Genomic DNA, 12,329 nt, shown 5'->3' on the forward strand with positions numbered 1-12,329 from the left:
AAGAGCGGACTTCGTCTGGGACCACACTTCTAAGAAGGTCGAACGGGCCAATGGCCCCGTTCAGGCGATAGGACATCGGGCCTCCACGGGGGGTGGAGGGATCGTGACGATCATGCACCCATGCTGGCCGACCAGATCGCCTCAGCGCCAACCCGCGCCGCGCCGCCGCATCAGTCCATCAAACGACGAGGTGCCCGCCGACACCACCGTCGTCCGCACCGACCGCCGGTTTCGCCGCGTCGGCTTCAAACGCCGACGCGAGCCGTGTGGTGAGTCGTGTGGCGAGCCGTGTGGTGAGTCGTTCACCTCCCGACCGCAGCATCTGCCCGTGGTGCGTGACGGTCCAGCCTGGACCGGGTCGTCGCTGACCGCCGAGAGGGCCGCCCGTAGTTTCCAGACCAAAAACAACGGTAAGCATTTGATCTAGGCAACACCTGGGACAACCTCTTCCAGTCGGCCGGTTTGCCGGACGCCGATCGCCGTTTTGGGTGATCCCGGTACGTGGGATGCAAGGTCAGCGGCGATGCCGACGATGGTGCTCGTCGTTCTCGGCGGTGATGCGGGCGGAGGTCTCCTCGCCTAGCCGGACGTAGATGCCGAGGGTGGCCAGGTGCCGGTGGCGGGACTTGGCCTGGAGTTCGGCGGCGCTGCGGCCCTTGGCTGCCAGGTGGGTCAGCCCGGAGTGGCGTAGCTGGTGCAGGGTGTATCCGGCGCCGTGCGGGTCGTGGAGCTGGGACGCCTGTTTGAACAGGTACTCGGCGCGCGGGTAGGACAGCCGGCCCCGGCCGGTCTCCGGGCAGATATCGCCCAGGGCCGGCGCGTGGCGTCCCGCTGCCGCAGCGCGCCGGTCGGCGAGGAAAACCGGCCCGGCGGTGCGCCCGGCCAGCAGCCGGGGCAGCAGGCGGGCGGTCGGGGTCTCCCAGTGCACGTAGGCGCGGTCGCCGCCCTTCTCGACGACCAGGGCGCGGCGGAACTCCATGTCCAGGTCGGGCACGTCGAGGCCGAGGATCTCCTCGGCGCGGGCGCAGGTCTCGTAGAGCATCCGCCAGAGCACCCGCTCGCCCAGCGGGTTGCGGTCGTCGGTGAACAGCCGCTCCAGGCGGGCGCGGGGGATGGCCTTGTCCCGGGTCCGGGTGACCTTGCGGCGTTCGAGCCGCCGGCCGGGATCGGTGGCCAGCCAGTCCTGACGGCCGCAGTAGGCGGCGAACGAGGTCAGCGCGGACAGGTGCTTGTTCCAGGTGTTCGCGGCGCCGGAGTCCCAGCGGGCCATCGTCTGCTCGTAGATCTCCGGGGTGAGCGCCGCGACCGGCAGCTGATCCCCGGCGGTCTCGCGCAGCCGGCGCAGGGTCTCGGTGTAGGTGGCGCGGGTGCCGGGGTCGTCGCGGAACCGGTCGAGGAACGCGTCAACGGCGACCACGAGCGCCACCGGGCGGTGCATGGTCGGCAGCGGGATCACGGACACCTCGGCCGCCCCTTCCGGCGATGTGACACAGAATGTGGCCGAGTCGCCCCCGCCGCGGTGACGGCGTCGCGCAGGCCGCGACGGGTGAATGATCGGCTCTGTGACAGAGAATAGGGGATTCTGTGTCACAGACTCGATGTGTTCCCCTGCCGCCGCGGTCGGTGTGCTGATGGCGCGATGGATCTGCATTTGGTGCTGGCCTTGGCCGCCGCGGGGATGTTACTGAGCTTGGTTCCCGGCCCTGACCTGTTGTTCGTGGTGACCAACGGGGTGCTCGGCGGCCGACGGGCCGGCGTGCTCGCCGCGCTGGGCATGTCCACCGGGTTGGTCGTGCACACCGTGGCGGCGGCGTTCGGGCTGGGCGTGCTGATCCAGTCGGCGCCGCAGGCGCTGCAGATCGTGCGGCTGTTCGGCGCGGCGGTGCTGGTTTACATGGCGGTGGCGGCATGGCGCAGCAGCCGCACCGCAGAGCCGTTGCAGGTGGCGTCGGCGCCGCGCCGGTCGCTGCGGCGCACCTACGTGACGGCAACCTTGACGAACCTGGCCAACCCGAAGGTGATCCTGTTCTACCTGGCGTTCCTGCCGCAGTTCCTCACCACCGGCGAACGGGCCTGGCCGGTGACCGCACAGATGCTGATCCTGGGCGGGGTGTTCATTCTGGTCGGGCTGGCCGTCGACGCCACGGCCGCGTTGGTGTCGGGCATCCTGTCGGAGAAGTTCACCGCCCGCCCGCAGTGGCGCCGCACCATGCAGCGGGTGTCCGCCGTCGTGTTCGGCGGCCTGGCCGCCCGCCTGGTGATCGAAAGCCGATGACAGCCCGGCAAAGCCGGTGACCAGCACCGGCGAAAACCGCCGCCACCTCGGTTCTCGCAAACCGATTCGCCCCGCGACCGGACTGGTCGCGGGGCGAATCGGTTCAGGCCGGTCGCTCGCCCGCTTCCGGTCCCGCGAGACGTAGCGGCCGGTCGCCGTCGGAGTCGAGCTGGCCCAGTCCGTCGTCGACCTCACGGCCGGTGCGGCGTAAAGCAGCCATGTCGAGGCCAGATGTTGCTGTCGATCAGCATCGCTCCTCAGCGGTTGACAGCGGATGGTTCGCGAAGTGCGGCCAGCACGACGCCGTCGATGATCGAGAGCATGAACTCCTCGTCGACGACCTGCTGCATGAAGAACGCTCGGTAGGCCGCCATCGACGGGATCACCTGTGCCAGAGCGTCGAGGTTGCGCGGCGGAGCGTATTCGCCCCGATCGACGGCCCGCTGGATCAGGAACCGGTAGGCGGCGGTCGACGGGTCGACGATGGCCTTGGTCACGGCGTCCACGGCCCTGGGGGTGCGGGTGATCATGGCCGAGACACTGCTCAGGATGCGCAGGCGCCGCTCGCTGCCGCCCATCCAGTTCGGGTCCAGCAGGGCCAGGAAGTCTGAGCGCAGTGTGCCGGTGTCCGGCAGGCCGTCCGGGCCCAGGTCGGCCGAGTCGGTGCAGGCGATGGCGGCCAGGATCAGCTCGTCCTTGCCTTCCCAGCGGCGGTAGATGGTGTGCCTTCCCGCTCCGGCCCGGGCCGCGACCAACTCGATGGTGACGTCGGCGTAGTCCGTCTCCGCGAGCACGTCGAGGGTGGCCTGGAGGATCTGCGCGTCTTTCTCAGGGTCGCGCCGGCGTCCGGCCTTGCCCGCCGTGGGAGTGCTGGTCATCCCGTGATGGTACGCACCATCGATTGCGGCACTGCATAGTGCCGTATTAGCGTCGGGGTGTCTTACCGATCCGATCCAGGAGAACCACCATGCACAGCAACGACGTTCAGGAACTGCTCGACCGCGCCGCCATCACCGACGTGCTGTACCGGACCGCCCGCGCGATGGACAGCAAGGACTGGGACCTGCTCGCGGCCGGCTACACCGAGGATGCCCAGGGCGACTACGTCAACGCCGCCGCCAGCGGGCGCGCGGAGATCGTCGAGGGCACCCGGGCTTTCCTGGGGCCGCTCGATGCGACCCATCATGCCGTGCACAACATCGAGGTCAGCATCGACGGCGACGCCGCCACCACCCACGCCACGATGACGGCCCAGCACGTGCGAGGTGGAGAGCAGTTCCTGTTGGGCGGCACCTATGACGACACCTTCCGGCGTACCGAGCAGGGCTGGCAGATCAGCCACCGCCGCATCCGGGGCCTCTGGAGCACAGGGAACCCGACCGTTCTCACGGTGCCCGTCTCCTGAGTCGATCGGTGCCTGAAGACGTGTTCGGCGGACCACGGCGCACGCTGGCGGCGATCCGCCGAACACGTCCCAGGTGACTGGTGAAGGACGGTCAGATGCCCGCCTCGCCGGTCTCGGCCATCCGCAGGGGTCGGTAGCCGTCGGTGTCGAGCTGGGCGAGTTCACCGTCGATGTCGACGGAGTGGGTGCCGTAGAAGTGCACGTTCTCGTGGTGGGTCGGCCAGATGTGCGCCAGCACCTCGTCGTCGACTTGGCGGCCGGTGCGGCGCAGAGCGGCCACGCCGAGCCCGTGATACTCCGTGGACCAGCACACGATCGCGTTGGTGGCCAGGGTCAGGCACCACATCTGCTCGGTCTGCTGCTCGTGATGCCGGCGCCGCAGTGCTCCCTCGCTCGCGTAGGCCAGGGAGCGGCGCAGGGCGTGCAGGTTCTCGCCCTTGTTGAGCTGCCGGGCGATCCGCCGCCGGTAGGTCTCGTCGGCCAGGTACCGGGTGGCGTAGACGGTGCGGCGCAGCGCCCCGTATTCCTTGATCGCGCTGGTCAGCGCGTTCTGCTGCCGTACCAAGATTGCCCTTAGCGTTCACTCCTGCTCCGAATCTTCCTCAGCCCCGACTCGGGGCCACCAGTCGGCCAATTATCGGATTATCGGTTAATGCAATCCATCAAAAGCCCATCATGGAGCACCTTGCCAAACCGGGACAAAAGGGCGTGCACCATAATGACAGTTATGGTGCACGGGTGTGCGCGCGACCGAAGCGGCCCGACGGGTAGGGCCGGCCCGGGGGATGAGAGAGACTGAGCGGGTGCCGCTCCTCATCGACCCAGCCCTACCCGCCGGCTCTCTGAGTCACCGGGAGCAGCCCCGTCTCACCGCCGCCGGGAACCTGTCCCTCCGCCCGTGGTCCGAGGCGGACATCGCGGCCGTACGGACGGCGTTCGACTGTCCGCACATCCAGCGGTGGCACGTACGCCGAATGGACAGCGACGACGAGGCGCGGGCATGGGTGACGGGTTGGGTACGGCGCTGGGCGGACGAGACGGACGCGAGCTGGGCGATCGTGGCCGACGATGACGACCGGCCCGTCGGCCAGGTCGGTCTGCGTACCGTGGACCTGACCGAGGCCACGGCGCAGCTGTCGTACTGGGTGCTGCCGTCGGCACGGGGCGCGGGCATCGCCGGGCGGGCCGTACGGGCGCTGAGCCGTTGGTCTTTCACCACGGTGGGGCTCAACCGGCTGTTCCTGGTGCACTCGACGTCGAATCCGGCGTCGTGCCGGGTGGCGAACGGTGCCGGGTTCGCCGTCGAGGGAACCATGCGCCGATCGTTGCGGCACGCCGACGGGTGGCACGACGTACACCTGCATGCCCGGCTGGCGGCGGACGCCGACGCCCGGGAATCCTCACCCCGGCGGGCCATGCCGGCCGGGTGAGGCAGCGGCGGCGGTTACCGGTGCCGCACGGAACCGAGGCGGGCGAGGTCGTCCGGGGTCAGGCGCAACGCAGCCGCGGCGACGTTGGCGACCAGGTGGTCCGGGTCGCCGGTGCCCGGGATGGCCAGCACGTGCGACCCGAGATGCAGCGTCCACGCCAACCGGACCTGCGCCGCCGACACCCCGTGGGCGGCCGCCACGGCCAGCACCTCGTCCTGGTCGTCGTGAGCGGCGCCCGCCTCCCGACCGGCACCGGCGATCGCGAAGAACGGCACGAACGCCACGCCCAGGTCACCGCAGGTACGCAGGAACTCGTCGTCATCGGGGCGGGCGTCGAGACCGTACCGGTTCTGCACGCAGACGACCGGGGCGATGGCCCGCGCCTCGGACAGCTGCTCGGGCCGGACGTTGGAGATGCCGAGGTGACGGATCAGGCCGGCATCGCGCAGCTGCGCCAGGGCACCGAACCGGTCGGCGATCGACTCGGTGCCCTGCACCCGCAGGTTCACCACGTCGAGATGGTCGCGGCCGAGTTGGCGCAGGTTCTCCTCGACCTGCCCGCGCAGCTGCTCCGGCCGGGCCTGCGGCAGCCACTGTCCGGACGGGTCCCGGCCCGGTCCGACCTTCGTCGTGATCACCAGGTCGTCTGGGTACGGGGCCAACGCACGGTTGATCAGCTCGTTGGCGGACCGCAGTGGCGAGAAGTAGAACGCCGCAGTGTCGATGTGGTTGACGCCGAGGTCGACCGCCCGGCGGAGCACGCCGACCGCCCGGTCCCGGTCGCTCGGGGTGCCGTCGGCGTTCGAGGTCAGCCGCATCGCACCGAATCCGAGCCGGTTGACGGTGCGGTCACCGAGGGTCCAGGTACCCGCCGACGCCGCGCTGATCGTCTCCGAAGTCATGATCGGAGTTTGCCACGCCGGGCCGGGGCGCACGGCAGAGCGCCGCAGGTCGCTCGGGTAAGTCCCCCGCGGCCCGACCGGCGACCCGGCCGAAAGCCGCTTGCGTGGACGGTGGCGGACCACCACCGTGGTGGGACGGCCGAGGCCCGGCCCCACCCACACAACCGGGAGAGCCGCCCATGAACCGTATGTCGTTCACCTGGACCCTGAGCGGATTCGGGTGGGCCGACTCGGTGGTCGCCGACGAGCAGCACCGGGCCGAGATGACCGCGTCGTACATCACCCCCGCGCCGGAGGATCTGCTCGGCGCGGTCACCCGGCTGGTCCTCGGCGAGACCGAGACGAGGGCGGAGTTCGAGGCGGAGCCGACCGCGTACCGGTGGATCTTCTATCGCGGTGACGTCGACGTGTGGATCCGGTTGCTGTGGCTGCCGGACTCCGGGCGGCACGACAACGCCGGAACCGAGATCTGGTCGAGTTGGCAGACCCCGGGCACGGTTGCCCGTACGTTCGTCCGAGCCTACGACCGGGTCGCCCACCGGTACGGAGAAAGTGGCTACCACGGGAAGTGGGGTGCGCCGTTTCCCCGTACCGAACTCGAAACCCTGCGTCGGGCCTGGCGTGACCGGCACCCCTGACCCAGCCGGGGTAGAGTCCGCCATGATCACGAATCCTTGGCTGGTCGGGCCGGCACCGACCCGCGCACTGCCCCGCGAACGGCTGCGGGAACGGATCCTGAACCTGTTGTCGTCGCAGAACATGTGCGTACTGGCCACCACCGGCCCGGACGGCCCGCTCGCCACCCCGGTCCGCTACTACCACCACGACCTGACCCTGTACGTGACCGCGCGCGCCGGTACGCCGAAACTGCGCAACATCGCCGGGGATCCACGGGTGTCGGTGGGGGTGTTCGCTCCGCTGGTCGGCCAGGCGAGTTCCCGTGGGGCGCAACTGTTCGGTGCCGCCGAGGTGCTGAATCCCGGCGACGACGGTTTCACCGAGGGGATGGCGGTCTACCGGTGGCAGTCCGACGCGATCGAACGCGGCCGGCCGGCCGGGGAGGCACCCGCCGGTCCCCTGTTGCGCATCGAGGCCCGGCGGGTGGTATACACCGAGCACTGGTTGCGTCGCGACGGGTACGCCCCGCGCCAGTTCTGGGTGTCCGGGCGCGACTGACGTACGGGCCCGCCGACCCGCCTAGACTTGCCCGGCGATGAGCGAGCTTGAGACCACCGGGGACGCCCCGGCCGACACCCGCCCCTGTGCCCACTGTGGCCGGCCGGTTCCGCAGCGGGTCGCCGCGGGGCGGCCGTTCCGCTACTGCCGGGACAACGACGGCGCCTGCCAGCGGGCCTCCCGCAACTCCAGGATGCGGCACCGCAACGCCCCCGGGCTCGCCGGGCAGGTGGCCCGGACCTGGGAGGCGGTCGACCGGTTGGATCAGGTCGTGGAGACCCTGACCGAGGCGCTGCACGCCGAGCTGTCGCCGGTCGGGGTCGAACGGCAACTCGCGCAGGTACGCGCCGAAGCCGCGACCGAGGTCGCCGAGGCGCAGACCGAACGCGACGAGGCCCGCCGGGAGGCGGAGGCGGCGACGGCGGCGTTGACGGTGGCGCGGCGGGAGACGGCGGCGGCGGTCGCCGACCGGGACACCGCGATCGAGCGGGCCGGGCGGGCCGAGGAGGTGGCCGACGCGGCGTCGGCGCGGGCGGCCGGGGCGCTGGCCGAGCGGGACGAGGCGCGGCGGGCGGTGAGCGCGGCGCAGGCACTGCGGACGCAGGCGGAGTCCGACCGGGATGCCGCCCGCGACGACCTGCGGTCGCTGCGGACGCAGGCGGAGGCCGACCGGCGGGCGATGGCCGACCTGACCCGGGAGCGGGACGCCGCCCGCGCCGACGCGTCCCGGGCGACCGCGTCGGCCGAGCGGGCGGTCGAGGCGGCCGAGGAGTTCCGGGTGGTGGCGCAGCAGGCGCGGGGGCGGGCGGACCGGGCCGAGGCCGACGCGGTGGCGGCGGTCCGGGACGCCGCGCTCGCCGGTGAGCGGGCGCAACGCGACGCCGAGGCGGCGGGGCGGGCGCGGGCGGCGGCGGAAAAGGCCGACCTGGACCGGGAGGCGGTCGCCGGACAGTTGCGCGAGGCGACGCAGGCGGCGGCCGAGGCTCGGGCCCGGATCGGTGAACTGGTCGCCCGGCTCGACGCCGCGCTGGTCGAACGGGACGCGGCGGCCGACCGGGTGGCCCGGTTGTCGGTGCAGGTGAGCGATCTGGCGGCGGCGCTGGCGAGCCTGAGCAGCCGGGCGGTGATGGCGCCGCCCGTCGTCCCGACCCAGACCGCCCACGAAAGCGGATAAAAAGCCACGAACAACACATAACCCATCGGGTACGGTGGTGGCCCCGATCACGGGTTGCGCTGTCCGGCTACGCTCGGAATGTTTGATCAGAAGTACGTTTGCCGAAGGTGTCGGGAATCGCCGACCCGGTACCCATCGTTACACCGATAAGAACCAGCACCACGACCGAGGGGAATGCCGAACATGGGCGAGCGCATGCTGCGCGGAAGCCGTCTGGGAGCAGTCAGCTACGAGTCCGACCGGAACACGGAGCTCGCGCCGCGCCAGACCCGCGAGTACCTCTGCGCCAAGGGTCACCAGTTCGAGGTGCCCTTCGCCGTCGACGCCGAGGTTCCGATCACCTGGGAGTGCAAGTTCGACGGCAGCGTCGCACGGCTGGTGGATGGCACCGAGCCCGAGCAGAAGAAGGCGAAGCCGCCGCGTACCCACTGGGACATGCTGCTGGAACGCCGTTCGATCGCCGAACTCGAGGACATCCTCGCCGAACGACTCGAAGAGGTACGGACCCGACGCGGTCGCGTCTGAGCACCAGCACCGACAACAATCACCACCGCCCCACGGCCCACCGGCCGTGGGGCGGTTTCGTGTGCGCCCGGTGGTCGGGTTCGGCCTCAGTTCGGTCGCTGGTCGACGATCTCGCCCTCGATCGCCGGACCGGCGGCCGGCGGTGGCCGGGTGTCGGCAGCCGGCGGTGTCGGCTGCGGGGCCCCGCGACGCACCCGCACCCGGCGCGGCCCGAACAGGTCACCGGCGACCATCGCCGACACCCGCCGCTCCGTGGCCACCTGCACCCCCCGGCCGGCGAGCCGGCGCAGCGGCGGAATCACGAGCAGCAGGCCGACCACCCCGCTGACCAGCCCCGGCACGGCCAGCAGCAGGCCCGCACCGAGCCCGACGAGCCCGTCGACAACCTGCTTACCCGGTGGGCTGCCGGCCTCGGCCGCGCTGCGGAAGCCACGCCAGGCCCGCATACCCTCCCGACGCAGCAGCATCAGACCCAGGATCGAGGCGGCGAGCACGAGCAGGATCGCCCACCCGAACCCGATCGCGTGCCCGACCAGGACGAAAACCACGATCTCGATGACCACGGCGAGCAGAAGTGCCAACGGCACCAGTCTCAGCCCTCGGCGCATGTCACCCCATCCGGATGATGAACGGCAGCGGAATCCCGCCTCTCAAGCATGACACGCCCCGGTTCTACGGCCACCGCGACGTACTGTCGCCGAACCGGGCCCGACGCCGACCCGAACCGAACCGACGTTCCTGCAGACACCACAGGGTCACCCGCCACAACGCCTCCGCGATGATCAACGGGCTCATCTTGCTGGCCCCGTGTTCCCGCTCGGCGAACGTGATCGGCACCTCGACGGTCCGCAACCCGGCCCGGTGCGCCCGCCAGGAGAGTTCCACCTGGAACGAGTACCCCTGCGAGGCGACCGAATCGAAGTCCATCTTGTCCAACGCCGGCACCCGGTAGATCCGGTAGCCACCGGTGGCGTCGGAGACCGGCATACCCAGCGCCAACCGGGTGTAGAGGTTCCCGCCCCGGGAGAGCAGTTGCCGGTGCCACGGCCAGTTGACCACCTCGCCGCCGGACGTCCACCGGGAACCGATGACCACGTCGGCGTCGCGGGCCGCGTCGAGCAACCGGGGCAGTTCCTCCGGGGCGTGCGAGCCGTCGGCGTCCATCTCCGCGACCGCGTCGTACCCGTGCTCCCGCGCCCAGCCGAACCCGGCCACGTACGCCGCCCCCAGTCCCTGCTTGCCGGGCCGGTGCAGTACGTGGACGAACTCGTCGGCGGCGGCGAGCCGGTCGGCGACCGCCCCGGTCCCGTCGGGACTGTTGTCGTCGGCGATCAGGATCTCCACCGCCGGTACCGCCTGCCGCAGCCGCTCGGTGATGACCACGACGTTGTCCGCCTCGTTGTACGTCGGGATGACGACCAGGACCCGCCCCACACCCGGATAGCCCGTCATCCGTCGCACCGCACCGGTTGGCTCACTCACCGCTCCTCCGCATCTGCCGAGGCAGCGGGGTCGAGTTCACCCCCCGCCACCGACGGACCGTCTGCGGGGACCACCCGACGGCGGCGGACCACCACGGCCGCCACGAGCGCCGCGACGGCCAACCCCACCAGCACCACCTCGGGCCAGACACCGACCCGGGTGGCGACCGTACGGTCGTCCCCGAGGTGCACCTCCCGGACCACCACCGCTGGGGTGTTGAACCCGGTCGCACCGGTTACCCGCCCATCGGCCCCGACGAACCCGGACACCCCGACCGTGGACGCCATGAGCGCCTCACGACCGTGCTCAACCGCCCGTAACTGCACCATCGCCATCTGCTGGCGGGCCTCGGCCTCGTCGAACGTGGCGTTGTTCGTCTGCACCACCAGCAGCTGTGCCCCGCCGGTGACGGTGTCCCGGACCACCTCGTCGTAGGCGACCTCGAAACAGATCACGTCGCCGAGGGTGAGCCCACCGGCGGTGACGACCCCGGGGCGGGTGCCGGCGACGAAGTCGGACCGGACCCGGTCAACCTGGGAGCTGACCTTCCGGGCGATGCTCCGCAACGGGATGTACTCCGCGAACGGCACCGGGTGCCGCTTGAAGTACATCTGGTCCAGATCCGGGCCGGACCCCGGCAACCACAGCAGCCCCGTGTTGCGGACCTGGCCGGGGCCGGGCCCCAGGAGCACCGCGCCGACCAGGATCGGCGCCCGGATCGCGTCCGCCGCCGCCGTGATCTCGGCCGCCGCCGTGGCGTCGCGCAACGGGTCGACGTCACTGGCGTTCTCCGGCCACACCACCAGGTCCGGCTGCCGGGCCGTACCGGCGGCCACCCGGGCGGCCAGGTCGATGGTGGCGTTCGCGTGGTTCTCCAGCACCGCCCGCCGCTGGGCGTTGAAGTCCAACCCGAGCCGGGGCACGTTGCCCTGCACGATCGCCACGGTGGCGGTACCGGCACCGGAACCGTCCCCGAGCGGCACCAGGAACCCCACCAGCACCACCGCGACCGCCGCCACGGCGGCCCCGTACACCGACCAGCGGCCCCGTACCAGCCGATCACCCCGCCACCCGGTGACCGCCCACCAGCCGGCCGCGACCAGGAACCCGCCGACCAGCGCCGTCCCGAACGTCACCAGCGGCGCCCCACCGACGGCCGCCCACCGCACCAGCGGCGAATCGGCCTGACTGAACGCCAACCGCCCCCACGGGAACCCCCCGAACGGGGTCCGGTCCCGCAGCGCCTCCTGCGCCACCCACAGCAGCCCGGTCACCACCGGCCACGACCAGCGCCACCGGTCGACCACCGGGCTCACCAGGGCCGTCGCCAGCCCCAGCAGGGCCAGGTACCCGGCCTGCAAACCGGACAGCAGCAGCCACGGCAGATAACCGGTGTGCAGGTTCGTCCAACTCAACATCGGCACGAACAGGGCCAGGCCCGCCAACGCGCCCAGCCCCGCGCCGGCCCGCAACCGGCGACGGTGCGTCGCGGCGGACAACAACGCCACCCCGACCGGGCCCAGCCACCACAGCCCGTACGGCGGGAAGGCGAGCAGCAGCGCACCACCACCCGCCAGCGCCGCCAGCACCGCGACCCACAACGGCAGCGGCCGGGGCCGCTGCGGGGACCCCACCACCGGTCCCTGGCCCGCACCGACCCGCGTGCCCGCCGAGTCCACCATCGCCACCTGCGCCTCACCGCCCGTCCGGCCACCACCGAACCGATCGGCGGCGGATCTCCCCGGCGAAGGCTACCGGCCCGACCCGCACCCGCGACCACGTCCGCCCCCGACACCGCCGACACCCGGGAAACGACACTGTCGGCGGGGCCGCCCGCAACGACAAAATCGGGGGGGGGGCACCGGGCGCGGCCCAGCTGGTTCCGGCCTCCCCCCGTCCGGGGTGTGGGAGGGGACAACCACCCAACCTTGCGCCACACAGAGGAGAACGACGGTTCTCC

At 71.4% G+C, this 12,329-nt stretch carries 13 protein-coding genes and 1 pseudogene; 7 read left to right on the forward strand and 7 right to left on the reverse strand.

Annotated features, from left to right (window positions below; all coding sequences use genetic code 11):
- Positions 1–514 precede the first annotated feature (514 nt).
- Positions 515–1,462: a tyrosine-type recombinase/integrase gene (locus tag ACZ6QQ_RS22425; protein WP_465878735.1), complete on the reverse strand. Its 948-nt coding sequence runs from the start codon at positions 1,460–1,462 to the stop codon at positions 515–517.
- Positions 1,463–1,639: 177 nt separating this feature from the next.
- On the opposite strand from ACZ6QQ_RS22425, the gene ACZ6QQ_RS22430 reads away from it, so the two are divergent.
- On the forward strand, positions 1,640–2,275 hold the full coding sequence (locus ACZ6QQ_RS22430; RefSeq protein WP_465878738.1) for a LysE family translocator: 636 nt from the start codon (positions 1,640–1,642) through the stop codon (positions 2,273–2,275).
- Positions 2,276–2,532: 257 nt separating this feature from the next.
- Here the strand turns inward: ACZ6QQ_RS22430 and ACZ6QQ_RS22435 are convergent, their stop codons facing one another.
- The gene (locus ACZ6QQ_RS22435; protein WP_433688287.1) at positions 2,533–3,153 is read right to left on the reverse strand and encodes a TetR/AcrR family transcriptional regulator; all 621 of its coding nucleotides are present in this window, start codon (positions 3,151–3,153) and stop codon (positions 2,533–2,535) included.
- Positions 3,154–3,242: 89 nt separating this feature from the next.
- On the opposite strand from ACZ6QQ_RS22435, the gene ACZ6QQ_RS22440 reads away from it, so the two are divergent.
- Positions 3,243–3,680 (forward strand): nuclear transport factor 2 family protein, encoded by a 438-nt coding sequence (locus tag ACZ6QQ_RS22440; RefSeq protein WP_240670041.1) that lies wholly within the window; start codon positions 3,243–3,245, stop codon positions 3,678–3,680.
- Between the two features lie 91 nt (positions 3,681–3,771).
- On the opposite strand, the pseudogene ACZ6QQ_RS22445 reads toward ACZ6QQ_RS22440, so the two are convergent.
- Positions 3,772–4,239, reverse strand: a pseudogene (locus ACZ6QQ_RS22445) (Tn3 family transposase); the annotation flags it as partial.
- 244 nt (positions 4,240–4,483) lie between these two features.
- Here ACZ6QQ_RS22445 and ACZ6QQ_RS22450 point away from each other — a divergent pair.
- Positions 4,484–5,110, forward strand: a complete 627-nt coding sequence (locus tag ACZ6QQ_RS22450; protein WP_465878740.1) for a GNAT family N-acetyltransferase — start codon at positions 4,484–4,486, stop codon at positions 5,108–5,110.
- A gap of 14 nt (positions 5,111–5,124) precedes the next feature.
- Here the strand turns inward: ACZ6QQ_RS22450 and ACZ6QQ_RS22455 are convergent, their stop codons facing one another.
- Entirely contained in the window at positions 5,125–6,012 is an 888-nt protein-coding gene (locus ACZ6QQ_RS22455) for an oxidoreductase (RefSeq protein ID WP_465878741.1), read from the reverse strand.
- 179 nt (positions 6,013–6,191) lie between these two features.
- On the opposite strand from ACZ6QQ_RS22455, the gene ACZ6QQ_RS22460 reads away from it, so the two are divergent.
- The 4 genes from ACZ6QQ_RS22460 to ACZ6QQ_RS22475 all read left to right on the forward strand — a co-directional run bounded on the left by ACZ6QQ_RS22460 (position 6,192) and on the right by ACZ6QQ_RS22475 (position 8,887).
- Positions 6,192–6,650: a hypothetical protein gene (locus tag ACZ6QQ_RS22460; RefSeq protein WP_465878742.1), complete on the forward strand. Its 459-nt coding sequence runs from the start codon at positions 6,192–6,194 to the stop codon at positions 6,648–6,650.
- 22 nt (positions 6,651–6,672) lie between these two features.
- Positions 6,673–7,188, forward strand: coding sequence for a pyridoxamine 5'-phosphate oxidase family protein (locus ACZ6QQ_RS22465; RefSeq protein WP_465878743.1), 516 nt, complete (start codon positions 6,673–6,675; stop codon positions 7,186–7,188).
- 37 nt (positions 7,189–7,225) lie between these two features.
- A complete protein-coding gene (locus ACZ6QQ_RS22470; RefSeq protein ID WP_465878744.1) occupies positions 7,226–8,362 on the forward strand; it encodes a hypothetical protein in 1,137 nt (378 codons plus the stop codon).
- Between the two features lie 183 nt (positions 8,363–8,545).
- The gene (locus tag ACZ6QQ_RS22475) at positions 8,546–8,887 is read left to right on the forward strand and encodes an RNA polymerase-binding protein RbpA (RefSeq protein WP_326558423.1); all 342 of its coding nucleotides are present in this window, start codon (positions 8,546–8,548) and stop codon (positions 8,885–8,887) included.
- An 86-nt stretch (positions 8,888–8,973) separates the two neighbouring features.
- Here ACZ6QQ_RS22475 and ACZ6QQ_RS22480 read toward each other — a convergent pair whose 3' ends face one another.
- From ACZ6QQ_RS22480 to lnt, 3 genes are all read right to left on the reverse strand, one after another.
- A complete protein-coding gene (locus tag ACZ6QQ_RS22480) occupies positions 8,974–9,495 on the reverse strand; it encodes an FxsA family protein (RefSeq protein WP_465878746.1) in 522 nt (173 codons plus the stop codon).
- A gap of 64 nt (positions 9,496–9,559) precedes the next feature.
- Positions 9,560–10,348: a polyprenol monophosphomannose synthase gene (locus ACZ6QQ_RS22485; RefSeq protein ID WP_465878941.1), complete on the reverse strand. Its 789-nt coding sequence runs from the start codon at positions 10,346–10,348 to the stop codon at positions 9,560–9,562.
- A gap of 17 nt (positions 10,349–10,365) precedes the next feature.
- A complete protein-coding gene (gene lnt / locus ACZ6QQ_RS22490) occupies positions 10,366–12,051 on the reverse strand; it encodes an apolipoprotein N-acyltransferase (RefSeq protein ID WP_465878943.1) in 1,686 nt (561 codons plus the stop codon).
- Positions 12,052–12,329: the final 278 nt, after the last annotated feature.

This window comes from Micromonospora sp. NPDC049529, assembly GCF_055586685.1.